Source organism: Saccharopolyspora sp. NPDC002376, assembly GCF_053593195.1.
In genome coordinates, this window is the sequence record NZ_JBSFBZ010000005.1 from 154284 (window position 1) to 178195 (window position 23912).

Here is a 23912-nt window from a genome sequence, read left to right on the forward strand (position 1 = left end):
CGCGGCGTCGTTGGGTTCCACCCGGAAGGTGCGATTCGGGCATGCAAAACCGCTATGACCAGCGTGTTTTGGTGCTCGATGTGAGTTCGACGCGAAGGTGGGGCAGTGCGCGGGCGGGTGCCGCTCAGTGCTGAAAACGGCAAAAAGTGGTCAGCGCTCGTCCGGGCGGATGACGCCGCTCAGGCCTGCTGCAGGGCGGCCTTGAGGGTCTTGCGGGTCTGCTCCGGTGTCTGGGCATCGACCGCGAGCCGGTGGCTGGCCTTGCTGTAGACCTCGACGTCGTCCGGTTTGTCCAGGTAGAGCGCGCCGCAGAGGTGCTCGAGGTAGACGATGTCCGGCAGCTCCGGCTCGGCGAAGCGCAGGACGGTGAACGCGCCCTCCGCGCCTGACCGGCCCAGCTCGAACGGCAGGATCTGCAACGTCACCGCGGGCAGGCTGGTCGCCTCGAGCAGGAACTCGATCTGCTCGCGCAGCACCTCGCGGCCGCCGATCGGCCGGTGCAGCACCGACTCGTCGATCACCGCCCACACCCGCGGCGCCTTCGGCTGGCTGAACAGCTTCTGCCGCTGCATCCGCAGCCGGACCCGGCGGTCCAGCTCGTCCTCGGTGAACTCCGGGCGGCCCTGGGTGGCCACTGCGCGGGCGTAGCGCTCGGTCTGGAGCAGGCCTGGCACGAACTGGATCTCGTAGGTCTGGATCCGGGAGGCCGATTCCTCGAGGCCGACGTAGTCCTGGAACCAGGAGGGCATCAGGTCGTTGTAGCGGTGCCACCAGCCCGGTTCGTTGGAGCGGCGCACCAGGTCCAAAAAGGACTCGCGTTCGGTGTCGTCGCTGACGCCGTACAACGTCAGCAGGTCGGCGACGTCGCGTTCCTTGAAACCGACCCGGCCGAGCTCCAATCGGCTGATCTTCGAACCGGAGCCGCGGATGGCGTACCCGGCGTCCTCGCGGGAGATGCCGCTCGCTTCGCGCAACCGGCGCAGCTGACTGCCGAGCACGAGGCGGCGCGCAGTGGGACCGCTGCTCGTGGCGCTGTCCGGGGCCACGCGAGACCTCCTGAAGGGGGGACACTACGACAGCTAGTCGTGATCCAGCTGTGGAACGTTACGCGAGGGAATAGTAGTGGAATCCGTGCCAAGGTCGAGCGCCTTGCCCGGATTGGATGCACCTACCGGGCCATAACCAGGAGAAATCGATCAATTACCGTGCGTTCGTCGTAGCGGTTCAGTTCTCGAAGGTTTGGACCGAGGTCGGGCCGTCGTGCCAGGTGGCGATCAGCGAGGAAGCTGCGCCGTCGGTGGTGAACTCGACCCGCAGCCAGCCGGGCTGTTCCCAGGTCTGCACCGTGTACCCCGCGCGCGGGGTGGCTGAGATCAGCGTTGCGCGCTCTGGGAGTACTTCGAGCACGACCGTGCCGCCGGTGACGTCGTAGGCGCGCACGTCCTCGGCGTCGTCTGGTTCCTCGATCGGTGTGGTGACTTCGGGAGCCGGAGTGTCCACTGTGGTTGGTTCTGCGGCGGTGGTGGTCGGCGGTGGCTCGGGGGGCGGCGGCTGCTCCGTTGGTGACACGGTGACGGCGCGGGCCACCGGCGGTGGATCCGGTTGGTCGAACACCGCGCCGTGGATGACGTCTCGCACGCCGAGCCAGGTCACCGTGACGGCAGCAGTGGTCGCCGCCAGCCACACGCCGACGTAGGTGAAGGCTCGATGGATGCGCACGGGAGCGCAATCATCCACGTCCGCGCCGACTCCGCGCAACCAGCCGAACCTGCACCGCTGTCGGCGACGTGGGGAGGTTCACCGAAACACGAACGACTCTCACTGCCCCGTTATGGTGCCCGCCATGGCTGTGGTGCTGGTTGTCGAGGACGATCCGGTGGTGCGCGCTGCGCTGATCCGGGACCTGACCGCGCGCGACTGGGTGGTCCGCAGCGTCGGCACGGCCCTCGACTCGCTGCGCGAAGTGTCCGAGCACCCGCCGGACGTCATCATCCTCGACCTCGGGCTGCCGGACCTCGACGGCGGCGAAACCCTCAAGATGATCCGCGGCGTCTCCGACGTGCCGACCATCGTGGCGACCGCCCGCGACGACGAGACCGAGATCGTGCGCCTGCTGCGCGCCGGCGCCGACGACTACCTCGTCAAGCCGTTCTCCAGCGAACACCTCAACGCCCGCATCGAAGCCGTGCTGCGCCGCGCCCGCGGTGTGCAGCCGGCGCAGCTGATCACCGTCGGCGGGCTGCGCATCGATCCGGAGAGCCGGGTGGTCGTGCTCGACGACGCCGAGCTGGAACTGACCCGCCGGGAGTTCGACCTGCTGACCTACCTCGCCTCGCGGCCGGGGCGGGTGGTGCCGCGCCGCGAGCTGCTGTCCCAGGTGTGGCGGCAGTCCTACGGCGACGACCAGACGATCGACGTCCACCTGTCCTGGCTGCGCCGGAAGTTGGGGGAGAGCGCGGCCGAACCCCGCTACCTGCACACGGTGCGCGGCGTCGGGGTCAAGCTCGTGGAACCGGAATGAGACGCACGGTCGTCCTGGTGGCGCTGGCGGTGACCTCGATGGTCGCGCTGGCGTTCCTCATCCCGCTCGGCCTGGTGGTCCGCGAGATGGCCCGGGACCAGGCGATTTCCAACGCCGAGCGGCAGGCCGTCGCGCTGGCGCCGGTGCTGGCGACCACGGACGACCACGGGCTGATCGGCAAGGCGGTGGCCAGCACCGGAGCAGGCCAGCTGGGCCGTCTCGCGGTGCACCTGCCGGACGGCGGCGTGATCGGAACGAGTCGGGCTGGGGAGGTTCGCCTGGCGTTGGCGGATGCGCGGACCTCGACCGTCGAGGTGCCGGGCGGGGCGGCGTTCGTGCAGCCGATCGCGCTGGACGGCGGACGTACGGCGATCGTCGAGGTCTTCGTCCCGGCGGCGGATCAGACCCGTGGTGTGCTGCGGTCTTGGCTGATCCTCGGCGCGGTCGGGTTGTTGCTGGTCCTCGGCTCCTTGCTGGTCGCAGATCGGTTGGCCGCGCGGATGGTTCGCGCGACGATCCGGCTGGCGGATGCTTCGTCGGCGTTGGGTGCGGGGGAGCTCAGCGTCCGAGTGGATCCGAGTGGCCCGCCGGAGCTGGTGGCGGCTGGGCAGGCTTTCAACACGATGGCTGACCGTGTGCGTCAGTTACTTGCCGCGGAGCGGGAGATGGCGGCGGACTTGTCGCATCGGCTGCGCACTCCGCTGACTGCGCTTCGCTTGAATGCCGAAGCGCTGGGCGATGATCAAGCTGCCGAGCAGACCCGGATCGCCATCGACCGGCTGGAACGCGAGGTGGACTTGGTCATCAACAGTGCTCGCCGCGCCGGTCCGGGTGAGGATGCGGACTGCGACGTCGCGGCACTGCTGCGCGAACGGCTCGAGTTCTGGTCGGCGCTGGCTGAGGACCAGCAGCGGCCGTGGGGCTTGCGCGGTGCGGACGGATCCGTCCTGGTTCCGGTGCCGAGCGCGGAGCTGGCAGCGGCGGTGGATGCCGTGGTGGGCAACGTCTTCCGGCACACCCCGGAGGCGACCGAGTTCGTGGTGTCGTTGCAGCGCAACGATGGTGTGGTCGGCGTGATCGTGGAGGACGCGGGCCCGGGCGTGGCGGAGCTGTCCGAGGCCGTGCAGCGCGGCCGCAGCAGCGCCGGATCGACCGGTCTGGGCCTCGACATCGCGCGCCGGGTCGCGGAGTCGACCGGAGGTCGCCTCGCTGTCGACCGCTCCAGCCTCGGCGGAGCCCGGGTCTGCATGTGGCTCTGGCAGCGCCCGGCGGCACCGCGGACGACCCGCCGACGTGACCGCCGCCGCACCCGTCCGCATCGGTGAGCCTGGCTGGTCGGGACCCGTGAGTACTTTGGGTCGCTAGAGCACCCCAAAGTGCTCACAGCCGCTGAACAGCGGAAACGTGCGCTCGGCAGGTGTCCCCGAGTCGGCGTGACCACGTGGGGTGATCATCAGCGGTGGTGGTTACGCTCACGGACGTGCTGATTGTGTCGACCGTCAACGTCAACGGCCTGCGCGCTGCCGCCAAGAAGGGCTTCGTGGAGTGGCTGGCCGCCACCGAAGCGGACGTCATCTGCATGCAGGAGACGCGCGCGGAGCCCGACCAGCTCACCGCCGCCGTTCGCGAACCCGAGGGGTGGCACACCCTGCTCGCGCCCAGTTCGGCGAAGGGCCGCGCCGGCGTCGCGATCTACAGCCGTGCCGAGCCCGAAGCGGTGCGCATCGGTTTCGGCTCCGCGGAGTTCGACGAGAGCGGCCGGTACGCGGAGATCGACCTGCCGGGTCTGGTGATCGGAAGCCTCTACCTGCCCAGCGGAGAGGTCGACACGGAGCGCCAGGACGAGAAGGAACGCTTCATGAAGGAGTTCCGCGCGTACCTGGACGGCCTCTGCGCGCGCGCCGCGGCCGAAGGACGCGAAGTGCTGGTGTGCGGTGACTGGAACATCGCCCACCAGGAGGTCGACCTGAAGAACTGGAAGGCCAACCGCAAGGCAGCGGGCTTCCTCCCGGAGGAGAGGGCCTGGCTGACCAGCCTGTACGAGAGCGGCTACACCGACGTGGTCCGCCACCTCCACCCGGAGGGCCCCGGCCCGTACTCCTGGTGGTCCTACCGCGGCAAGGCCTTCGACAACGACTCCGGCTGGCGCATCGACCTCCACGTGGCCACCCCCGGCCTCGTGGAGAAGGCGACGTCGGCGCTGGTCGAGCGGGCCGAGACCTACGACCAGCGCTGGTCCGACCACGCGCCGGTGACGGCTGTTTTCGACGTCTGAGGTTCGTTCAGGACTTGGTGGGGGTGTTCTGGCGGGCAGCGATCCACCAGCGGCCCTGTTCCTTGACCAGGACGTAGAGGGCGACCATCGCGGGGTCGACGTCGATGAGCTCGCCATCGGGCTGGGTGGCTCGGGCGTGCTTGTGCGCGAGAGCGACGTCGGGGCGGATGAACGTGATGTCGCTGAGCTCGTACTTCACGTGCTTGTCGCGGAGGAATCCGGCCAGGCCCTTGCGGTTCGCCTCGAGCAGCGCGTCCCAGCCGGACAGCTGCACACCGACGGCGTTGACGACCGTGGCGTTCCGCGCGAAGTGCGCTGTCATGAGATCGGGGTCGTTGGTGTTGAAGGCCGTCTCGGTGTCGGCGATCACCTGCGCGATCGCTGCGACGTCGTGCTCGTGATCGCTGGTGGTGTCCTCGATGACCGGGGTTCGCGTGGTGTTATTCATGGTCATGAGATTGCTACCTCGATCAACGTAGAGGTCTACGCGATGTGTGATGCGTCACGTCGCGGCTGTGTCGTGCCGGTGCCTCCCCGAGCCGCTGATCGGTCTCGGCTCGGGGATCGCGGTGGTCATCGCTTCTGGTAGGTCAGGTGGATGACGCCTCCGGGTTTGGGCTCGGCGGCGGTCAGGTCGAACTGCTCGGGGCTGAATTCGCCGTCGAACAGGGGGATTCCGGCTCCGGCGACGACCGGGCTGAGCTTGATGATCAGCTCGTCGATCTCCGGGCGGAGGGCTGCGGCCAGCTGCGCGCCGCCGACCAGCCAGATCTTCTTGCCCGGCTCGGCTTTCAGCTCGCGGATCTTCTCGATCGGATCCGTCGCGACGAGTTTCACTCCGGGGTCCGGGCTTTCGGTCAGCGTTCGCGAGAACACGTAGTGCTTCAGGTGCGCGTACGCGTTGGTCACTCCCGCTTTCAGGCCGATCTCGTAGGAGTTGCGGCCTTCGACGACCGTGTCGAAGTGCTTCGGCTCGACGTCGGCGATGCCGAGCGGTTCGCGCAGGTGGGTCGGGATGATCTCCGGGAGTTCGGCGAGCAGCGCCGGAATGTACTCGGGGGTCGGTGCCATGAGCCCGGTGCTGCTCGGGTCCGAGCGGTCGGGGGCGGCGATGAAGCCGTCGATCGTCATGGCGGCGCAGTAGGTGAGCTTTCGCAAGGTGGTCTTCCAGGTTCAGCGCTTGGTGTAGGTGAGGTGGGCGACGCCGCTGTTGAAGGTCTGGGCGTTGGTCAGGTCGTACTGCTCGGGGCTGAATTCGCCGTCGAACAAGGGGATTCCGGCTCCGGCGACCACCGGGTGGAGTTTGATGATCAGTTCGTCGATCTCCGGGCGGAGGGTTGCCGCGAGCTTTCCGCCGCCGCAGAGCCAGATGCCCATGCCGTCCTCGCGCTTGAGCTTTCGCACGTGCTCGAGCGGGTCGGTGGCGACGAATTCCACTGTGGGATCGGGACTTTCGGCGATCGTTCGGGAGAAAACGATGTTGCGCAGGTGCTGGTAGGCGTTCGTCGTGCCGTCCTGTACGCCGATCTCCCAGGTGCTGCGGCCTTGCAGAACCGTGTCGAAGTGCTTGTTCGGCGCGTCTTCGAGGCCGAGCAGCGGGCGGAACTGCGTCGGCATGATCTCCGGGAACTCGTCGCGGGTCGGTTGGGCGTGGTCGCCCTCGTGCAGGAAGAAGTCCGGGTTGGTGTTGTCCGGGCCGGTGATGAAGCCGTCGATGGTCGAGGCGATCAAGTAGGTGAGTTTTCGCATCCGCGCCTCCCTGGCCAAACCACTTCGTTCGTAGTGCTTCAAATGTAGTACTATGTGTGTAGTGGTTGTCAAGTGGCAATGTTGGAGGACGCGATGGTGCAGAACCAGGAGCGGCGGTTCGCGCTGGTCGACGCCGCGATCGAGGTGCTGGCGCGGGACGGCGCGCGCGGTCTGACCTTCCGCGCGGTGGACGCCGAGGCGGGTGTGCCCAAGGGCACCGCGTCGAACTACTTCGCCAACCGCGATGACCTGCTCAACCAGGTCGGCGCGCACATTCACCACCGGCTGACGCTCGACCCGGCGGAAGTCGAATCAGCGCAGATGCCGCCGTCGCCGGAGTTGCTCGCCGAGCTGATGCGCGCGCTCTACCACCACATCTCCGGCGACCGCACCGGCTGGCTGGCGCTGCTGGAACTCCGCCTGGAGGCCACTCGTCGCCCGGAACTCCAAGCGGCGCTGACGAAAACCCTGCGCGACAACCTGAACATGAACGTCGAAGGCCGCCGGGAGTCCGGAATCCCCGGCGACGACATGACCACCGTCCTGCTCTACTACGCGATGACGGGCCTGATCCTGGAACACCTGACGGTCCCCGAAGTCCTGGCGGACTACGACGAGAATGACCTGATCGCCACCTTCGTAACCCGCTCCCTCGCCACCTGACTCAAGCGCCCAGCAGGGTCGTGAATTCCTTCCGGTTCTCGTTGTCCCGCAACATGTTCCGAGCTCGAACGAGATGGTTGGTAGCGGCGATCTCGATCTCGAAGGCGTCCACCGATGGCCGCGCGTCGAGGTGTCGGGTTGACCAATCGGCCACCTGGGACCAGGAGTACAGCGACCAGCCGTCGCCGGACAGTGCCGTTGGGAATCCGCCTGGCCCGCGACGTGCCGCGGCCAGCAGGCGGACGCTCTCGTAGCTTCGGTCCAGTCGATCCGCGATGGTGCGCAGGGAGACCAAGTCATCGGTCTGCACGCCTTCCACTCGGAACCCGGCGCGTTCGGCATCCTGGATTGCTGTGACCAGTGCGTGGGCCAGGGTTGGGGATTCCCTGGTGAAGTCCAGCAGTGTTGCGCCGTTGCGGATCTCGACAACGGCGTCGTCGCACCCCGCCTCGAACAACGCGTCGTACTCCTCGTCGTTGGGGGTTCGGTCGAGGATCAGCGTGAACTCGTGGCTGTTCATGAACACTCCTGGTGGCGGCTGCGGAACCTGTTTATCTTCGCGACGTCATTTTCCGGCACTCTGGGTGTGCACCAGATGGACATCCTCTCCTTGCACTGCATGCAGACGATGGCACCCCAGCGGTGTCCGGTGTGTCGTTCGATCGCGATGAGTCCGTCTTCCTTGGCGAGGCAGATCGCTTTCACGATTTCCTTCTTCGGGTGCCGACCGCTGCTGATCATGTTGCGAGTGTGCAACACTGCGTTGGGAGTGTACAACGCTCGATCGGGCGGTTCCAGGGGTTTAGTGGGCGATTAGGTCGTTCAGCGGGGTGTTGGGGTTGGCCAGGGCTTTTGCGTCGACCGTTGTTCCTGAGGTGATCAGGGTTTTCAGCTGGTCTTGGACGTCCCAGACGTTGACGTTCATCGCCGCTAGGACTCGGCCTCCGTTGAGCCAGAAGGCGATGAACTCTCGGGTCGGCACGTCGCCTCGGAAGATCACCTGGTCGTAGTCCCCCGGTTCGGCGTAACCGAGGTACTCCATTCCCAGGTCGTACTGATCTGTGAAGAAATAGGGGAGTTCTGAGTACTCCGCGTCTCGGCCCAGCATCGAGGCCGCCGCGGTCGCCGGTTGGTTCAGCGCGTTCGCCCAGTGCTCCACGCGGATCTGCTTGCCCAGCAACGGGTTGAAGGCGTTGGCCACGTCGCCGGCCGCCACGATGTTCGGGTCCGGGGTGCGCAGCGAGGCGTCCACGAGGATGCCGTTTCGCACTCGCAGACCGGCTTGCTGGGCCAGCGCGACGTCCGGGTCCACGCCGACCGCGACCAGCACCGCTTCGGCGGGGATGTCGGCGCCGTCGGTCAGCCGGACGCCGGTCGTGCGGCCGTCGGTCACGTGGATCTCGTCGACCGCGGAGCCGAAGCGGAAGTCGACGTCGTGCGCGCGGTGCAGGTCGGCGAACACCTGGGCGACCTCGGGGCCGAGCACTCGCAGCAGCGGCAGTTCTGCCGTCTCGACGACGGTCACGGCCACGCCTGCGGTGCGGGCTGCGGCGGCGACCTCCAGGCCGATCCAGCCCGCGCCGACCACGACGAGCCGCTCGATCTCGGCCAAGGTCTGCTTGATGCGGTCGGAGTCCTCGACTCGGCGCAGGTACAGCACGCCTTCGGCGTCGACGCCGGGCACCGGCAGGGATCGGGGGTGCGCACCGGTGGTGAGCAGGAGCTTGTCGAACTCGATGCGGGTGCCGTCGGTGAGCTCGATCTGGCGGAGGGCGCGGTCGATGCGCTGCACCGTCATCCCGAGCTGCAGGTCCACCCGGTTCTCGAGGTACCAGTTCTCGTCGTGCACGTAGGCGGCGTCGAACTCGGCGTTGCCCAGCAGGTAGTCCTTGGACAGCGGCGGTCGCTCGTAGGGGCGGTGCGGTTCGTCGCCGAACAGCGAGATCCGTCCGTCGAACCCCAGCGCCCGCAGCGCCTCGGCGCCCTTGGCCCCGGCCATCCCGGCGCCCACGATCACGAATCGCTCCGAGTCCCCCACAACCGACCTCGCTCCCCACCGGTTTCCACTGGCACCGAGCGTCCGTCCCCGGGTTCTGCCCGGCAACCCAGAACGGCGAAGGGCCCCTCCGGCCGATCGAGTCGGAGGGGCCCTTCGCTCATCACCTGTTCGGGGTCCGGGATCTACAGTTTCAATTGAAACTGTGATCCGCCGTGAGGGAGTTCTACAGTTTCAATTGAAACTGTGGTCCCCGCGGGTCACCGGACGGCGTCGAGGGCGTCGATCAGGCCTGCGCCGTAGAAGCCGGTGCCGTTCTTGCCGCCCGAGCAGACCGCGTCCGGCTTGCCGTCGCCGTCCGGGTCGTAGTTCGTCGGGCACTCCAGGGTGTCCGCCTGGTTGGCCAGCGCGCCCATCGTCTGCTGGGCGTTCCACTCCGGGTGGCTGCTGCGCAGCAGCGCGACCACGCCGACCGCGTGCGGACCGGCCATCGAGGTGCCCTGCATCCAGCCCCAGCCGCCGCCGGGCACGCTGGACAGCACTCGGCCGTTCTTCGACGGGGTGTCCGGGATCTGGTTCTTGTCACCGCCCGGGGCGGTCACCGTGATGGAACCCGTCCCGTAGTTGGAGTAGTACGACTTCACCGCGTCGGCTCCCACCGCGGACACCGACACCACGCCCGGCAGCTCGCCCGGCAGGACGTGGCACTCGTGCCCGGTCTTGCGGTCCTGCGTCGGGCCGCCGTTGTTCGGGCTGTCGGTGTCGCGGATCGGCTTGGACAGGTCCCAGTTGCTGTTGCCCGCCGACGTCACGGTCACGACGTCCTTGCCGTTGGCGTAGTCGACCGCCCGGCGCACCGCCTCGGCTGCGGCCTTCTGGTCCGGGTCGGAGTCGCACCACAGGTACCAGGGGTCGACGAAGTAGGAGTTGTTGGTGACGTCGATGTCGTGCTCGGCGGCCCAGACGAAACCGCAGATCGCGTACTCGGGGTAGATGAACCCGTCGTCATCGATCACGCGCACCGAGGCCAGCGAGACGTCCGGCGCGACACCGACGATGCCGGCGCCGTTGCGCGCCGCGGCGATGGTGCCCGCCACGTGCGTGCCGTGGGCCTGCGTCTCGTCCTGCGGCTGCCAGGCCTCCTGGCGGGTGTCCGGGATGCCCTCGTTGGTGCAGCTCACCGACTTGGACAGGTCCAGGTTCGGGCTTAGGTCGGGGTGCGTCGGGTCGATGCCGTAGTCCAGCACGCCGACGGTGACGTCCTTGCTGCCCTGCGAGATCGTGTGGGCCTGGTCGGCCTTGATCTGCCGCATGTCCCACTGCTCGGCTTCCAGCGGCTCCTGGTCGGCCTGCGCGGCGAAGGTGTTGGCGCCGGTGGTGCCCTCGAGCGCTTCCAGTCGCGTCGACTGCGTCGGCGGGAGCTGCTCGGCGAGGTTGCGGCTGTTCCCGGCCTGCTCGACCGCGGGCTGGGTGCGCACGGCGTCGGCGAATCCGGGGTCGGTGGAGGTCGCCACGACGACCCCGATCTGCGGCCAGCTCTGCACGACCGTGCCGCCGACCGCGCGGACCGAGTCCTCGGTCTGCTGCAGACCGTCACCGGTCGGTCCGACCACGACGAAGTGCGCGGGAGCGGCGGTGGTCGCCGGCGCGGGGGTAGCCGCGCTGACGATTCCGGCCGGCACCAACAGGGCCAGCGCGAGGGCAGAACCGGCGATGCGCGCAGTTCTGCCACTCATTCCTTTGCGTGACACGTGTCCCTCCTATGGAGACAGAGTGTGTGATCCACCCAGGTATCCGTCGGATTCTGCGCCTGTTTCGGCGACGCCTGGTAGGGCGAAACGGAGTAATTACCTTGCCGAAAGTGAGCGCTGAGCCACGTCTTCGGTGGCTGCGAGACCCCCCACATCGGCCATAGAGTCGCCTGGTGTCGGTCGTAGATCTGCAACTCGCCCTGCCGGAACCCACCCCGAGCGAGTCGGCCATGCGCCGAGCTCTTCGCCGAGCCACCGACGGCGTCTCGCTGGACGCCGCGGAGGCTGCCGTGCTGCTGCACGCCCGAGGCGACGACCTGGAGAAACTGCTGGCCGCAGCGGGTCGCGCGCGGGACGCGCACCTGGTCGCGGAGGGTCGGCCCGGCGTGGTCACCCACGCCCGCAACGTGTTCATCCCGCTGACCCGGTTGTGCCGGGACCGCTGCCACTACTGCACCTTCGCCACCGTGCCGCACCGCGTCGAGTCGGCGTTCCTGGAGCGCGAAGAGGTCGTCGAGATCGCCCGGCAGGGTGCCGCGGCCGGTTGCACAGAAGCGCTTTTCACCCTGGGCGACCGGCCGGAGGAGCGCTGGTCGGCGGCCGCGGAGTGGCTCGAGGCGCGCGGTTATTCCTCCACTGTGGACTACGTGCGGTCCTGCGCGATCGCGGTGCTGGAGGAGACCGGACTGCTGCCGCACCTCAACCCCGGCGTGCTGTCCTGGTCCGAGCTGACCAGGCTCAAGCCGGTTGCGGCCAGCATGGGCATGATGCTGGAGACCACCGCCGAGCGGTTGTGGCGGGACAAGGGCGGACCGCACTTCGGCAGCCCCGACAAGGAACCCGCGGTCCGGCTTCGCGCGCTGGAGGACGCCGGGCGCGTGGCGGTGCCGTTCACCAGCGGAATCCTCATCGGCATCGGTGAAAACCGCACCGAACGCGCTGAATCGCTGCTCGCGCTGCGCAGCGTCGCCCGCCAGTACGGGCATCTGCAGGAGATCATCGTGCAGAACTTCCGGGCCAAACCGGATACCGCGATGCGCGACGTGCCCGACGCCGATCTGCAGGACCTGGCCGCCACCGTCGCCGTCGCGCGGCTGCTCATGCCCTCCGGGGTCAGCGTGCAGGCGCCGCCGAACCTGGTCGGCGACCAGCAGCTGCTGATGCTGCGCGCCGGGATCGACGACTGGGGCGGGGTTTCCCCGGTGACCCCGGACCACGTCAGCCCCGAGCACCCCTGGCCCCAGTTGGACGACCTGGCCGCGACCACCGCGGAAGCCGGGTTCGAGCTGCGCGAACGGCTCACCGCCTACCCGCGCTACGTGCGCGCCGGGCTCGCGGGCGACAGCACGCAGTGGCTGGACCTGCGGGTGGCCGGACACGTTGCGGCGCTGGCCGCCGAGGACGGCTTGGCGCTGCCGGACGCCGAGATCGTCGGCCGCGAGTGGCAGGAGCCGGACGGCGGGTTCGAATCCATCGGCCGCACCGACCTGCACCGCAGCATCGACACCTCGGGCCGCACCGACGACCGCCGCGGCGACTTCGACACCGTTTACGGCGACTGGGACGAGCTGCGCGCCCAGGTACCCGCCGACGCCGCCCCGGAGCGGCTCGACGCCGACGTGCGCGCCGGGCTCCAGCTGGCCGGATCGAACCCGGCGGCGTTGCTGGACGAAGCGAATCACGACCTGGCAATGGCCTTGATGACCTGCGACGGAGCCGCGCTGGACGAGCTCGCGCGGATCGCCGACGAGCTGCGCCGGGAGGTCGTCGGCGACGACATCACCTACGTGGTCAACCGCAACATCAACTTCTCGAACATCTGCTACGTCGGCTGCCGGTTCTGCGCCTTCGCGCAGCGCGAGCGCGACGCCGACGCCTACCGGCTCTCGCCGGAGGAGGTCGCCGGCCGCGCCGACGAGGCGTGGCGGGCCGGCGCCACCGAGATCTGCATGCAGGGCGGCATCGATCCGCGGCTGCCGGTGTCCGGCTACGCCGACCTGGTGCGGGCGATCAAGCAGCGGGTGCCGGAGATGCACGTCCACGCGTTCAGCCCGATGGAGATCGTCAGCGCGGCGGCCAAGGCCGGGGTGAGCGTCGCGGACTGGCTGGTCGAGCTGAAGGAAGCCGGGCTGGGCAGCATTCCGGGCACTGCGGCGGAGATCCTCGACGACGAGGTGCGCTGGGTGCTGACCAAGGGCAAGCTGCCAGCCGCCGAGTGGATCGAGGTCATCAGCACTGCGCACCGGCTGGGCATCCCGTCCTCGTCGACGATGATGTACGGCCACGTCGACACGCCTGAGCACTGGCTGGGCCACCTCCGAACGCTGGCCGGGGTGCAGGACACCGCGGCCGAGCACGGCAACGCCGGGCTCACCGAGTTCGTGCCGCTGCCGTTCGTGCACCGCAACGCGCCGATCTACCTCGCCGGGCTGGCCCGCCCGGGCCCCACGCACCGGGACAACCGCGCGGTGCACGCGATGGCGCGGGTCCTGCTGCACGGTCGCATCGACAACGTCCAGTGCTCCTGGGTCAAGCTCGGCGACACCGGGACGACCGAGGTGCTGAACGGCGGGGCCAACGACGTCGGCGGGACGTTGATGGAGGAGACGATCAGCCGGATGGCCGGGTCCGAGCACGGATCGGAGCGCAGCGTCGATGAGCTGCACGAACTGGCTGGTCGGGCGGGTCGTCCGGCGCGGCAGCGGACCACCACCTACGGGCGGGCGGGGCGAGTGCAGCTGGGCATCAGCCAGGCTTGACCCGTTCGAGTGTGTCTCGGGTCACGGCATTCACTGGATCGAGTGGCTGTGATCTGGCCGTGAACCGGCCGCCTACCTGCGTCGTTTCGAAGATCAACAGACCCGAATTCGTGAGCATTTCTCGGGAAAATATGATCCTTTCCGTCGTGGTCGGTTTACGCAATGCGACCACGTGCGTGACGGCCGACCGGTACGGTCCGGCACCAGACTCGGACGAATGCTGACCCGATTGGGTCATCTGTCGTTAGGGAGGCGCGCTCGTGCGTAGCCGAATATCTCGCGTGGCCACGCGAGTCTCCGTGCTTGGTGCTGCCGCCGGGGCGGCGTCGCTGGTGACCGCTACGGCGGCCGCTGCCGACCCGCTGGCGATGGCCATGAGCGGATCGATGGACTCGCTGGCCACGCCGGTCGGCCTCACCGCAGTAGGGCTCGGTGTGGTCGGCATGGTCGCGGGAGTGTTCCGCAAGAAGAAGGTCACGCCCGAGAACCAGCGCAAGACCTCCTGAGCTCCTCCGGTGCCGGACGACGGTCAGTTTTGCCTGAAACTGACACCTCCCACGTCCCGGCGCTCGGTCAGTTTCAGGCAAAACCGACACCCCGCCGCAGCGCTGTCGGAGGTCGTTCCCACCGGCGGCGCGCGACTTGCGAGAATCAGCACGTGAGCAGCGACACCGCACCCCAGAACAGCCAGTCCGCGGCTCGGCCGCGCGTGTTGTCCGGCATCCAGCCGACAGCCGATTCGTTCCACCTCGGCAATTACCTGGGCGCCCTGCGGGAGTGGGTCGCCATGCAGGACGAGCACGACGCCTTCTACTGCGTCGTCGACCTGCACGCCATCACCGTTGAGCAGGACCCGGCGCAGCTGCGCCAGCGCACCCGGCTCTCCGCCGCCCAGCTGCTCGCCCTCGGAATCGACCCGGACCGCTCCACGCTGTTCGTACAGAGCCACGTCCCGGAGCACGCCCAGCTCAGCTGGGTGATGGAGTGCCAGACCGGCTTCGGCGAGGCCGGCCGGATGACCCAGTTCAAGGACAAGTCCGCCCGGCAGGAAGTCGAGCACGTCAGCGTCGGGCTGTTCACCTACCCGGTGCTGCAGGCTGCGGACATCCTGCTCTACCAGGCCGACGCGGTCCCGGTCGGCGAGGACCAGCGCCAGCACCTGGAGCTCACCCGCAACCTGGCGCAGCGGTTCAACTCCCGCTTCGGCAACACCTTCACGGTCCCGGCCGCGCACATCCCCAAGGGCACCGCGAAGATCTACGATCTGCAGGACCCGACCTCCAAGATGAGCAAGTCGGTGCCGGCTGGGGTCGTCGAGCTGATGGAGTCGCCGAAGCGCTCGGCGAAGAAGATCCGCTCCGCGGTCACCGACCTGGAGCGCGAGATCCGCTACGACGTCGAGAACAAGCCGGGAATCAGCAACCTGCTGGTGATCTACTCGGCGCTGACCGGGCGCGACGTCCCGGAGCTGGAGACGGCCTACGAGGGCAAGGGCTACGGCGACCTGAAGAAGGACCTCGGCGAGGTCGTGGTCGAGTTCGTGACGCCGTTCCAGGAGAAGGTCCAGGACTACCTCGACGACCCGGCGGAGCTGGACAAGGTCCTGCGCCGCGGCGCCGAGCACGCCCGCGAGGTGGCGAGCGAAACGCTGCGCACGGTCTTCGATCGAGTGGGCTTCCTGCAACCGATGCGCTGATCTGATCGACTCCGGTTAGCCTGCCACCGTTCAGGGGAAGCCGTTGCGGCGGGAGGTGCACCGTGACCGGGCAGCAGGAGGAAAAACCGGGGCGGCTGGTGCTGCTGCGCCGAAAGCACGGTTGGCTGGATCGGCTGATCCGGGCGTTCGAGCGATACCAGAAGCAGTACGGCGACTACTACGCCGCAGCGATCACCTACTTCAGCGTGCTCGCCCTGGTGCCGCTGCTGATGATCGCCTTCGCGGTCGCCGGTTTCGTGCTGGCGGGCAGCCCGGAGCTGCTCGGGCGGTTGCAGAACTCGATCACCACGGCGGTGCCCAGCTCAGCGATAAGCCAGATGCTGACCGGCATCGTCGACCAGGCGATCCAGCAGGCCGGGGCGGTCGGGGTGATCGGTCTGCTCACCGCGCTGTACTCCGGGCTGGGTTGGATGACCAACCTCCGCGAGGCGCTCACGGCGCAGTGGACGCAGGTGCCGGACAAGCAGCCGATGCTGCGGCGGATGGTCTCCGACCTGTTGTCCCTGGTCGGTCTCGGCGCGGCGTTGGCGGTCTCGTTCGGGATCAGCGCGCTCGGCGGCGGTGTGGGGCCGAAGCTGTTCGAGCTGGTCGGGATGGAGCACACCGCGGCGGCGGTGTTCCTGATGCGGGGCCTGGCGGCGCTGCTGTCGCTGACGGCGAGCTGGCTGGTGTTCCTGTGGGTGCTGTCCCGGCTGCCGCGCCAACCGGTCACGCTGCGCAGCGCGGTGTGGGGTGCGCTGTTCGCCGCTATCGGCTTCGAGGTCCTCAAGCAGATCGCGGTGATCTACCTGAACAGCGTCACCACCTCCCCGGCCGGCGCGGCGTTCGGGCCGATCCTCGGTCTGCTGGTGTTCGCCAACCTGACCTCGCGGTTCATCCTGTTCGTCGCCGCCTGGACGGCCTGCGCCCCGGAGAACATGGAGCTGGCGCCGACGCCCCCGCCCCCGCCGGGCCCGGCGATCATCCGCCCGGTGGTCCAGGTGCGCGGCAACCGCATCGGCGCACGCGCCACGGCGGGCCTGGTGGGCTTGGGCGCGATCGCCGGCTTGGCCTGGCGCCGCCGTCGTTGATCCGGAATTCCAATGGAAATCGGATGTCCAATTTCCATTGAAATTGCGGAAGTTCTCCACAGGGACCCGGGGGTTGCCCACAGGTTTCGGTGTGTCGGGTTATGACATGCCTGGGAGAGTCGGATCAGTCGGTGCCGGCGGCGATTTCGGCGAGTAGGGCGGCGAGGTCGGTGGGGCGGGAGAGCATCGGCCAGTGGCCGGTCGGCAGGTGGTGCACGTCGACCCCGGCCATCACCGCGAACACCGGGCTGCCGCTGTCGGCCATGGCCTGCACGTCCTCCGGGGTGAAGGTCGTCGCGATCACCGAGCGCGGCACGTCCGGGAGGACGTCAGGCCGCTGCAGCGGCTGCGTGGCGGTGGCGAACGGCTGCGGGGTGCTCATGGTGCGCATGCGGGCCAGCTGGCCGTCGTCGAGCCCGGCGAGGTCCTCCGGGCCGAAGTCGGGGAGCGGCAGGCGCCAGCCGTTGCCCTCGGCCGCGACGCTCTCGCGCCACGCCTCCTGGACTTCCGGCGGGTTGAAGTCGAGCAGGGATGCCCCGGCCGGCATCGGCCCGGCGTCAACGTAGACCACCCGCGCGATCCGCTCCGGGATGCGGTCGCCGACGGCCGTGACGGGCATGTTCGCGCCGCTGTGTCCGACCAGCACGACCTCGCGCAGGTCGTCGTCCTCGATGAGCCGTACCAGGTCGGCGGTGTGTGTCTCGACGTCCACCTCCGGGGTGGCTTCGTCGGCGCGGTCCGCGAGCCCGGGCAGCGTCACCGGGTGCACGTCGTACCCCGCCGCCCGCAGTTCCCGTGTCACGTCATCCCAAGCCCAGGCTCCGAGCCAGAAACCGGGCACCAGTACGAACGTCGCCATGGCCGCCTCTCCTCGTCCTTCGGATTCGCCTCCTGACAGTAGGGGCGAGGTCCGACAACTACTCCGGACCGCCGAGGAGCCCGGCGCTGCGGTACACCGATTCGAGGTAGGCGCGGGCCCCCGCGATATCGAGCGGTTCGGGCTGGGCCAGGCGGAACAGCACGGCGCCGACCATCATGTCGATCAGCACGTCCAGATCGGCATCGGCGGAGAGCGTTCCCTCGGCCTGCGCGCGTTCCAGCAGCGCCCGGGTGGTCCGCCGCCGGGGCAGGACGTAGTTCTCCCAATAGGTTGCCATCAGCTCCGGATGGCTGACGTTCGCCCCGAAGACGCGGGCGATCATCGCGCGCAGCCGCGGTTCGATGATCGCCTCGGCGAGACCGGGCAGGAGTTCCCGGATCAGCGTCGCCACCGGTACGTCGGCGACGCCGGTCGGTGTGGTTTCGGGGATCTCGTCGCGGGCGAACTCGATCGCGGCGGCCAGCACCGCTTCCTTGGAGTCCCACCGCCGGTAGACGGTGAGCTTGCCGACCCCGGCCCGCTTGGCGATCTGTTCGATGCTGGTGCCCTCGACCCCGCCTTCGACGAACAGGTCCAGTGCGGCCCGGAGGATCGCCCGGTCCGCTTCGGGGTTGCGGGGTCGGCCGCGCGTTCCGGTCATCCGGCCCTCCCGGTTCGCAAGGTCGTTTCGAACCAGCGCGCGAGCTCTGCCGTGCTGGTCCCGCGCCAGGCGAGGTGGGCGTCCGGGCGCACCAACAGGATCTCGCGACGCGGGTTCTCGGGCACCAGGTGCACGACGCCGTCCCCGAGCGGGATATCGGCTTCCTGACTGGAAAGCACCACCCAGCGGCCGCCGAGCTCGGAGTGCAACCGCGTCCGCCGTCCGCTGCCGTCCCGGCACACCAAGTCCGGCACGCGGTCGCCGGGACGAGGGCGGGGGCCGCGCCGGGAGCCGAGCGGGCCGTTGCGGTAGTTCACCCACAGCTGGGACGCCAGCCAGGTCCCGCGCCGCTGGAACGCTCCGAGGTTGGCCACCCGCGTGAACAGGTTGCGCACTGATCTGCCGACGACGCCCCCGGCCAGCATGAGCTTGGTGTTCGCCGTGGTGCCGCGCAGGACGCTCTCGGCCAACGGCCGCCGTTCGGCCTGGTAGGTGTCCAGCAGCGCAGCACCGGCGCGGCCCTGCACCACCAGCGCGAGCTTCCACGCCAGGTTCTCGGCATCACCGATGCCGGTGTTCATGCCTTGGCCGCCGAACGGGCTGTGGATGTGCGCGGCGTCCCCGGCCAGCAGGACCCGCCCGGAGCGGTAGCTGTCGGCCAGCCGGCGGTGGATGCGGAAGGCCGAGGTCCAGGTGGCCTCGCGCAGCCGTGCGTCGGTTCGGCCGGTGCGCTCGGGGAGCAGGCGGCGCAGCTGGCCGAGGACGTCGTCCTCGGCGTGCGCGACGTCGGCCATCAACCGCCACCGGTCGTCGGTCTGGCTCCGCATCGGCATCGCGACGAACATCCCGTCCCGGGCGAACCAACTCGACGAGCCGAGGCGGTCCAGGTCCCAGTCGGCGTCCACGTCCGCGAGCAGCCACTGGTCCACCAGCTGCGCACCGGGGAAGCCGATGCCGGTGAGCTTGCGGACCGCGCTGTGCGCGCCATCGCAGCCCACGACGTAGTCCGCGCGCGCCGTTTCGCCGGAGATCGTCGCGGTCACGCCGTCGGCGTCCGGCACCAGGTCGGTGAGCTCGCGGCCCCACTCGACGGTGCCGCCGAGCTCGGTCAACCGCCGCCGCAGCTCGGCCTCCACCTCGGCCTGCGACACCACGAGCGCGGAGAGCTGTTCGCCCTCGACTTCGCCGAAGCTGATGGTGGCGAGGATCCTGTCCCCGGCGTGCATGGTGATCTGTATGGCGCGATGCGCGCGATCCGGCAGGTCGCCGAGAGCGCCCAGCCGGTTCAGCACCTCGACGCCACGTGCGTGCAGGATGTTCGCCCGCGAGGTCGTCGCCGGTCCGGCGGCTCGATCGACGACTCGAACCGGGACGCCGTGCGCTCGCAAGCCGCACGCCAGTGCCAGTCCGGTCGGGCCTGCCCCCACCACGAGAACGCTCATCGTCCGCCCCCATTGATTAACGGTACGGGTCCGTTAACGAATTGAACCACGGAAAGCACCCGGCCGGTAGTGCTTTTCGGATCAGGGGTGGTCGTCTCCACCGCGGCGCCGACGGCGGGCGATGGCAGCCCGACGGCGCTGCAGGGCGATCGCGGCAACGATGGCGATGGTCGCCGCGGCCAGCAGCGCCAGCGGTCCGCCGACCGTGCCGAACATCGACGCCGCTTCCGGCTGGGCCTGCACCGGCTGGCCGTCCGGCTGGGCGTTGGTGGGCGCGCCGGGGGAAGTGGTCACCAGCTCGCCGACGGCGCTCGCACCGTCCAGCGCGAACCCGTAGTCCAGCAGCTTCATGGTCTGAGCGGACTGCCTGATCGGCTCGTTCTCGCCGCGCATCAGCACCGCTACCAGCCGCCGACCGTCGCGCTCGGCAGCGCCGATGAAGGTGTGCCGGGCATCGTCGGTGAACCCGGTCTTGCCGCCGATCCCGCCGGGGTAGGCGCGCAGCACCTGGTTGTCGCTCCACACCTCCAGCGGCGGACCGCCCGGTGCGCCCGGCAGGAAGGCCTGCTGAGTGCCGGCGATCGCGGCGAAGGCGGGCTCCTGCATCGCAATCCGGAAGATGGTCGCCAGGTCGTAGGCCGACGTGCTCATGCCGGGACCGTCCAAACCGGACGGTGTCGCGGCGCGGGTGTCCAACGCGCCCAACGATTCCGCCAGCGCGTTCATCTTCTGGACGGTGGCCTCCACGCCGCCCATCTTCATCGCCAGCGCGTGCGCGGCGTCGTTGCCGGACCGCAGGATGAGGCCGGTCAGCACCTGCTGGACGGTGTAGGTGACGCCGGGCTCGAGGCCGACCCGGCTGCCTTCCTGATCGGCGTCTTCCTGGGTCACCACGATCTTGTCGTCCAGGCGCAGTTCGCGGATCGCGGTCAGCGCGGTCAGGACCTTGATGGTGGACGCCGGGCGGTGCCGGGCGTGCGGGGCGTGCGCGGCCAGCACCTCACCGGAGTCCAGGTCCGCGAGCACCCAGCTGGCCGCGGTGACCTCGGGCGGCGGAGCCGGCGCGCCGGGCGGGGCGACGAACCCGCACCCGCTCATCTGGTCGCCGCCCACGGGCGTCTCAGGCACCGGCAGGGGCTCCGGAACGGGCTGGCCGGGCGCGGGTACCTCGGAGGTGTCCACCGGCGGCGGAGGCGCCGCGACATCGGGGCAACCGTCCTGCGCGTGCGCGGTGCCACCCATGAGCGGGAGCGCCACGCCGAGAACGCAGACGACGATCTTGGTGCGAAGCAGGTTTACCGAACCACGGGCACGTCGAGGCACACGCAGCAGGCTAGCCAATCCGGAAGGTCCGCGTCCGGGCAGAGTCCACCCGGGCCGGTGGGTGAGGCCGGTTACAGCGGATACTGTTCCCGTGACGATTTCCCGACGTGTTGCGCTGTTCCTGCTGGCCTTCGGCGTGTGGTCCTACCTGCTGTGGCCCAACTTCGTGCGCAACATCTGGAACAGCGACCGGTCCTGGGCAGACGGCTCCCCGACGAGCTACCTGATCGTCCACCTGGTGATCGCGGTGGTCTCCCTGGTCCTGGGCACGATCATCGGCGTCCTCGGCTGGCGCGCGTTCCGAGCTACCCGCCGCACCAACGACGACCAGAACACCACGGCCTGACACGCCGTTCCGCCTGATCAGCACCCGTGAGTCTTTTGGGATGCCATGACAGCCCAAAAGACCCACGGGTCCTGACCAGCTGCAGACCGACCCAACGAGCACGAAAAACCGGCGCTCACCCCGGAAGGTGAGCGCCGGTTCTTGCTTTCGCTGGAAGTCAGCGGCGCCGGAACATCAGCGCGCGCTTGACCTCCTGGATCGCCTTGGTGACCTGGATGCCACGCGGGCAGGCGTCCGTGCAGTTGAAGGTCGTGCGGCAGCGCCACACACCGTCGACGTCGTTGAGGATGTCGAGGCGCTCCTCGGCACCCTCGTCACGGCTGTCGAAGATGAAGCGGTGGGCGTTGACGATCGCCGCCGGGCCGAAGTAGTTCCCGTCCGACCAGTACACCGGGCACGACGTGGTGCACGCCGCGCACAGGATGCACTTGGTGGTGTCGTCGAACCGGGCCCGCTCGGCCACCGACTGCACCCGCTCGCGGGTCGGCTCGTTGCCCGTGGTCATCAGGTACGGCTTGACCGACCGGTAGGCCTCGAAGAACGGCTCCATGTCGACGATCAGGTCCTTCTCCAGCGGAAGGCCCTTGATCGGCTCGATGGTCAGGGTCGTCTCGCCGCCCTTGACCAGCAGGTCCTTCATCAGGACCTTGCAGGCCAGCCGGTTGACGCCGTTGATCCGCATCGCGTCGGACCCGCACACGCCGTGCGCGCAGGACCGGCGGAAGGTCAGCGAGCCGTCGACGTACCACTTGATGTAGTGCAGCAGGTTCAGCACGCGGTCCGAGGGCAACGCCGGGATCCGGTAGGACTCGAAGTGCGGGTCCTCGTCGGTCTCCGGGTTGTACCGCAGGATCTTGACGGTCACCATCGTGGCGTCGTCCGGGATCGGCGGTGCGTCAGCCGGCAGCTGAGTCTTCTCGTTGTTCGTGGTGGCGGCGGTCATCAGTACTTACGCTCCATCGGCTGGTACCGGGTGACGACGACGGGCTTGTAGTCCAGCCGGATGTCGGACTGGAAACCGGTCAGCCCCAGCGGGGCGTCCGGGTCCTCCTCCTCCGGCAGCACCTTGTACTGCATGCTGTGCCGCATGAAGTTGACGTCGTCGCGGGCGGTGTAGTCCTCGCGGGCGTGCCCGCCGCGGGACTCCTTGCGGGCCAGCGCGGCGTTGACCAGGGCCTCGGCCAGGTCGAGCAGGAAGCCCAGCTCGATGGCCTCCAGCAGGTCGGAGTTGTACCGCTTGCCCTTGTCGTGCACGGAGATCCGGCCGTAGCGCTCCTTGAGCGCCTGCACGTTCGACAGCGCCGTCTTCAGCGTCTCCTCGGTGCGGTACACCGACGCGTTGGCGTCCATCGTCTGCTGCAGCTCGGTGCGGATCGTGGCGACCCGCTCGCCGCCGTGCGCGGTGCGCAGGTGGTCGACCATGCCCTCGACGAGCTTGGTTGGCTCTTCCGGCATCTCGACGTGCTCGTGGGCCTTCGCGTACTCCGCGGCGGCGATGCCGGACCGGCGGCCGAACACGTTGATGTCCAGCAGCGAGTTGGTTCCCAGGCGGTTCGAGCCGTGCACCGAGACGCAGGCGCACTCACCGGCTGCGTAGAGGCCAGGGATGACGTTCTCGTTGTCCCGGAGGACCTCGCCCTCCACGTTGGTGGGGATGCCGCCCATGGCGTAGTGCGCGGTCGGGTAGACCGGCACCGGCTCCTCGGTCGGCTCCACACCCAGGTAGGTGCGGGAGAACTCCATGATGTCCGGCAGCTTCGCTTCGAGCAGTTCCTCGCCGAGGTGCGTGACGTCCAGCAGCACGTAGTCCTTGTTCGGACCCGCGCCGCGGCCTTCCAGCACCTCCAGGGCCATCGACCGGGCGACGATGTCGCGCGGCGCGAGGTCCTTGATGGTCGGGGCGTAGCGCTCCATGAACCGCTCGCCGTCGGCGTTGCGGAGGATGCCGCCCTCACCGCGGACGCCCTCGGTGATGAGGATGCCCAGGCCGGCCAGGCCGGTCGGGTGGAACTGGTAGAACTCCATGTCCTCCAGCGGCAGGCCCTTGCGGTAGACGATGCCCATGCCGTCACCGGTCAGGGTGTGCGCGTTCGACGTGGTCTTGAAGACCTTGCCGAAGCCGCCGGTCGCGAAGATGACCGCCTTGGCGTGGAAGACGTGGATCTCGCCGGTGGCCAGCTCGTAGGCGATGGCGCCGGTGCAGACCTGCTTCCCGTCCGGACCCTCGCTGAGCATGACGTCCAGGACGTAGAACTCGTTGTAGAACTCCACGCCGTGCTTGACGCAGTTTTGGTACAGCGTCTGCAGGATCATGTGGCCGGTGCGGTCCGCGGCGTAGCAAGCGCGGCGAACCGGTGCCTTGCCGTGGTCGCGGGTGTGGCCGCCGAACCGGCGCTGGTCGATCTTGCCCTCGGGGGTCCGGTTGAACGGCAGCCCCATCTTCTCGAGGTCCAGGACCGCGTCGATGGCTTCCTTCGCCATGATCTCGGCGGCGTCCTGGTCGACCAGGTAGTCACCACCCTTGATCGTGTCAAAGGTGTGCCACTCCCAGTTGTCCTCTTCGACGTTGGCCAACGCCGCGCACATGCCGCCCTGGGCGGCACCCGTGTGCGAACGGGTGGGGTAGAGCTTGGTCAGGACGGCGGTGCGGGCGCGCTGCCCGGACTCGATCGCCGCGCGCATCCCGGCGCCTCCTGCGCCGACGATGACCACGTCGTACTTGTGGATTTGCATGGTCGCCTCCTCGGGCGGCGGCGAGGTCCGTGGTCGGGCGACGACCT

General features: G+C 68.9%; 24 protein-coding genes. 9 read left to right on the top strand and 15 right to left on the bottom strand.

Annotated elements, in window-relative coordinates:
• Window positions 1-179 precede the first annotated feature (179 nt).
• Window positions 180-1046: a helix-turn-helix domain-containing protein gene (locus tag ACWCO2_RS06060; RefSeq protein WP_450126599.1), complete on the bottom strand. Its 867-nt coding sequence runs from the start codon at window positions 1044-1046 to the stop codon at window positions 180-182.
• A gap of 178 nt (window positions 1047-1224) precedes the next feature.
• Window positions 1225-1719: a hypothetical protein gene (locus ACWCO2_RS06065; RefSeq protein WP_450126600.1), complete on the bottom strand. Its 495-nt coding sequence runs from the start codon at window positions 1717-1719 to the stop codon at window positions 1225-1227.
• Between the two features lie 124 nt (window positions 1720-1843).
• On the opposite strand from ACWCO2_RS06065, the gene ACWCO2_RS06070 reads away from it, so the two are divergent.
• The 3 genes from ACWCO2_RS06070 to ACWCO2_RS06080 all read left to right on the top strand — a co-directional run bounded on the left by ACWCO2_RS06070 (window position 1844) and on the right by ACWCO2_RS06080 (window position 4796).
• Window positions 1844-2521, top strand: a complete 678-nt coding sequence (locus ACWCO2_RS06070) for a response regulator transcription factor (protein ID WP_450126601.1) — start codon at window positions 1844-1846, stop codon at window positions 2519-2521.
• Entirely contained in the window at window positions 2518-3846 is a 1329-nt protein-coding gene (locus ACWCO2_RS06075; protein ID WP_450126602.1) for a sensor histidine kinase, read from the top strand. The genes ACWCO2_RS06070 and ACWCO2_RS06075 overlap by 4 nt, the downstream gene beginning before the upstream one ends.
• Window positions 3847-4001: 155 nt before the next feature.
• Window positions 4002-4796 carry an exodeoxyribonuclease III gene (locus tag ACWCO2_RS06080; RefSeq protein WP_450126603.1) on the top strand — a complete coding sequence of 265 codons (795 nt, stop codon included), beginning with the start codon at window positions 4002-4004 and terminating at the stop codon, window positions 4794-4796.
• Between the two features lie 7 nt (window positions 4797-4803).
• Here the strand turns inward: ACWCO2_RS06080 and ACWCO2_RS06085 are convergent, their stop codons facing one another.
• The 3 genes from ACWCO2_RS06085 to ACWCO2_RS06095 form a co-directional block, all read right to left on the bottom strand.
• Window positions 4804-5250 carry an SgcJ/EcaC family oxidoreductase gene (locus ACWCO2_RS06085; RefSeq protein WP_450126604.1) on the bottom strand — a complete coding sequence of 149 codons (447 nt, stop codon included), beginning with the start codon at window positions 5248-5250 and terminating at the stop codon, window positions 4804-4806.
• Between the two features lie 119 nt (window positions 5251-5369).
• The gene (locus tag ACWCO2_RS06090) at window positions 5370-5954 is read right to left on the bottom strand and encodes a dihydrofolate reductase family protein (protein WP_450126605.1); all 585 of its coding nucleotides are present in this window, start codon (window positions 5952-5954) and stop codon (window positions 5370-5372) included.
• Between the two features lie 15 nt (window positions 5955-5969).
• Window positions 5970-6545 (bottom strand): dihydrofolate reductase family protein, encoded by a 576-nt coding sequence (locus tag ACWCO2_RS06095; protein WP_450126606.1) that lies wholly within the window; start codon window positions 6543-6545, stop codon window positions 5970-5972.
• Window positions 6546-6638: 93 nt separating this feature from the next.
• On the opposite strand from ACWCO2_RS06095, the gene ACWCO2_RS06100 reads away from it, so the two are divergent.
• Window positions 6639-7208, top strand: a complete 570-nt coding sequence (locus ACWCO2_RS06100) for a TetR/AcrR family transcriptional regulator (RefSeq protein ID WP_450126672.1) — start codon at window positions 6639-6641, stop codon at window positions 7206-7208.
• A 1-nt stretch (window position 7209) separates the two neighbouring features.
• Here the strand turns inward: ACWCO2_RS06100 and ACWCO2_RS06105 are convergent, their stop codons facing one another.
• From ACWCO2_RS06105 to ACWCO2_RS06120, 4 genes are all read right to left on the bottom strand, one after another.
• The gene (locus tag ACWCO2_RS06105) at window positions 7210-7728 is read right to left on the bottom strand and encodes a hypothetical protein (RefSeq protein WP_450126607.1); all 519 of its coding nucleotides are present in this window, start codon (window positions 7726-7728) and stop codon (window positions 7210-7212) included.
• Window positions 7725-7949, bottom strand: coding sequence for a hypothetical protein (locus tag ACWCO2_RS06110; RefSeq protein WP_450126608.1), 225 nt, complete (start codon window positions 7947-7949; stop codon window positions 7725-7727). The genes ACWCO2_RS06105 and ACWCO2_RS06110 overlap by 4 nt, the downstream gene beginning before the upstream one ends.
• 61 nt (window positions 7950-8010) lie before the next feature.
• Window positions 8011-9225: an NAD(P)/FAD-dependent oxidoreductase gene (locus tag ACWCO2_RS06115; RefSeq protein WP_450126609.1), complete on the bottom strand. Its 1215-nt coding sequence runs from the start codon at window positions 9223-9225 to the stop codon at window positions 8011-8013.
• Window positions 9226-9464: 239 nt separating this feature from the next.
• On the bottom strand, window positions 9465-10955 hold the full coding sequence (locus tag ACWCO2_RS06120; protein WP_450126610.1) for a S8 family peptidase: 1491 nt from the start codon (window positions 10953-10955) through the stop codon (window positions 9465-9467).
• Between the two features lie 173 nt (window positions 10956-11128).
• Between ACWCO2_RS06120 and ACWCO2_RS06125 the strand changes: the two genes are divergently transcribed.
• From ACWCO2_RS06125 to yhjD, 4 genes are all read left to right on the top strand, one after another.
• The gene (locus tag ACWCO2_RS06125; protein WP_450126611.1) at window positions 11129-13714 is read left to right on the top strand and encodes a bifunctional FO biosynthesis protein CofGH; all 2586 of its coding nucleotides are present in this window, start codon (window positions 11129-11131) and stop codon (window positions 13712-13714) included.
• A gap of 281 nt (window positions 13715-13995) precedes the next feature.
• The gene (locus ACWCO2_RS06130) at window positions 13996-14220 is read left to right on the top strand and encodes a hypothetical protein (protein WP_450126612.1); all 225 of its coding nucleotides are present in this window, start codon (window positions 13996-13998) and stop codon (window positions 14218-14220) included.
• Window positions 14221-14372: 152 nt separating this feature from the next.
• Complete coding sequence (gene trpS, locus ACWCO2_RS06135; protein WP_450126613.1) at window positions 14373-15410, top strand: tryptophan--tRNA ligase; 1038 nt, start codon at window positions 14373-14375, stop codon at window positions 15408-15410.
• Window positions 15411-15472: 62 nt separating this feature from the next.
• The gene (yhjD, locus tag ACWCO2_RS06140; protein WP_450126614.1) at window positions 15473-16501 is read left to right on the top strand and encodes an inner membrane protein YhjD; all 1029 of its coding nucleotides are present in this window, start codon (window positions 15473-15475) and stop codon (window positions 16499-16501) included.
• A 124-nt stretch (window positions 16502-16625) separates the two neighbouring features.
• On the opposite strand, the gene ACWCO2_RS06145 is transcribed toward yhjD, so the two are convergent.
• From ACWCO2_RS06145 to ACWCO2_RS06160, 4 genes are all read right to left on the bottom strand, one after another.
• Window positions 16626-17360, bottom strand: a complete 735-nt coding sequence (locus ACWCO2_RS06145) for an alpha/beta fold hydrolase (RefSeq protein WP_450126615.1) — start codon at window positions 17358-17360, stop codon at window positions 16626-16628.
• Between the two features lie 58 nt (window positions 17361-17418).
• Window positions 17419-18021, bottom strand: coding sequence for a TetR/AcrR family transcriptional regulator (locus ACWCO2_RS06150; RefSeq protein WP_450126616.1), 603 nt, complete (start codon window positions 18019-18021; stop codon window positions 17419-17421).
• Window positions 18018-19463, bottom strand: a complete 1446-nt coding sequence (locus tag ACWCO2_RS06155; RefSeq protein WP_450126617.1) for an FAD-dependent monooxygenase — start codon at window positions 19461-19463, stop codon at window positions 18018-18020. Before ACWCO2_RS06155 ends, ACWCO2_RS06150 begins: the two co-directional genes overlap by 4 nt.
• A gap of 81 nt (window positions 19464-19544) precedes the next feature.
• Window positions 19545-20786 carry a D-alanyl-D-alanine carboxypeptidase family protein gene (locus tag ACWCO2_RS06160; protein ID WP_450126618.1) on the bottom strand — a complete coding sequence of 414 codons (1242 nt, stop codon included), beginning with the start codon at window positions 20784-20786 and terminating at the stop codon, window positions 19545-19547.
• Between the two features lie 91 nt (window positions 20787-20877).
• Between ACWCO2_RS06160 and ACWCO2_RS06165 the strand changes: the two genes are divergently transcribed.
• The gene (locus ACWCO2_RS06165) at window positions 20878-21132 is read left to right on the top strand and encodes an SCO4848 family membrane protein (RefSeq protein ID WP_450126619.1); all 255 of its coding nucleotides are present in this window, start codon (window positions 20878-20880) and stop codon (window positions 21130-21132) included.
• Between the two features lie 157 nt (window positions 21133-21289).
• Here the strand turns inward: ACWCO2_RS06165 and ACWCO2_RS06170 are convergent, their stop codons facing one another.
• Window positions 21290-22075 carry a succinate dehydrogenase iron-sulfur subunit gene (locus ACWCO2_RS06170; RefSeq protein ID WP_450126620.1) on the bottom strand — a complete coding sequence of 262 codons (786 nt, stop codon included), beginning with the start codon at window positions 22073-22075 and terminating at the stop codon, window positions 21290-21292.
• Complete coding sequence (gene sdhA / locus ACWCO2_RS06175) at window positions 22075-23865, bottom strand: succinate dehydrogenase flavoprotein subunit (protein WP_450126621.1); 1791 nt, start codon at window positions 23863-23865, stop codon at window positions 22075-22077. Before sdhA ends, ACWCO2_RS06170 begins: the two co-directional genes overlap by 1 nt.
• Between the last annotated feature and the right edge of the window lie 47 nt (window positions 23866-23912).

Excerpts from the sequence above, each read along its gene's own strand:
- ACWCO2_RS06155 (WP_450126617.1), bottom strand. The coding sequence starts at position 19,463 with ATGAGCGTTCTCGTGGTGGGGGCAGGCCCGACCGGACTGGCACTGGCG.
- ACWCO2_RS06085 (WP_450126604.1), bottom strand. The coding sequence starts at position 5,250 with ATGACCATGAATAACACCACGCGAACCCCGGTCATCGAGGACACCACC.
- ACWCO2_RS06070 (WP_450126601.1), top strand. The coding sequence starts at position 1,844 with ATGGCTGTGGTGCTGGTTGTCGAGGACGATCCGGTGGTGCGCGCTGCG.
- ACWCO2_RS06100 (WP_450126672.1), top strand. The coding sequence starts at position 6,639 with ATGGTGCAGAACCAGGAGCGGCGGTTCGCGCTGGTCGACGCCGCGATC.
- ACWCO2_RS06075 (WP_450126602.1), top strand. The coding sequence starts at position 2,518 with ATGAGACGCACGGTCGTCCTGGTGGCGCTGGCGGTGACCTCGATGGTC.
- ACWCO2_RS06110 (WP_450126608.1), bottom strand. The coding sequence starts at position 7,949 with ATGATCAGCAGCGGTCGGCACCCGAAGAAGGAAATCGTGAAAGCGATC.
- ACWCO2_RS06145 (WP_450126615.1), bottom strand. The coding sequence starts at position 17,360 with ATGGCGACGTTCGTACTGGTGCCCGGTTTCTGGCTCGGAGCCTGGGCT.
- ACWCO2_RS06095 (WP_450126606.1), bottom strand. The coding sequence starts at position 6,545 with ATGCGAAAACTCACCTACTTGATCGCCTCGACCATCGACGGCTTCATC.
- ACWCO2_RS06170 (WP_450126620.1), bottom strand. The coding sequence starts at position 22,075 with ATGACCGCCGCCACCACGAACAACGAGAAGACTCAGCTGCCGGCTGAC.
- ACWCO2_RS06150 (WP_450126616.1), bottom strand. The coding sequence starts at position 18,021 with ATGACCGGAACGCGCGGCCGACCCCGCAACCCCGAAGCGGACCGGGCG.
- ACWCO2_RS06105 (WP_450126607.1), bottom strand. The coding sequence starts at position 7,728 with ATGAACAGCCACGAGTTCACGCTGATCCTCGACCGAACCCCCAACGAC.
- sdhA (WP_450126621.1), bottom strand. The coding sequence starts at position 23,865 with ATGCAAATCCACAAGTACGACGTGGTCATCGTCGGCGCAGGAGGCGCC.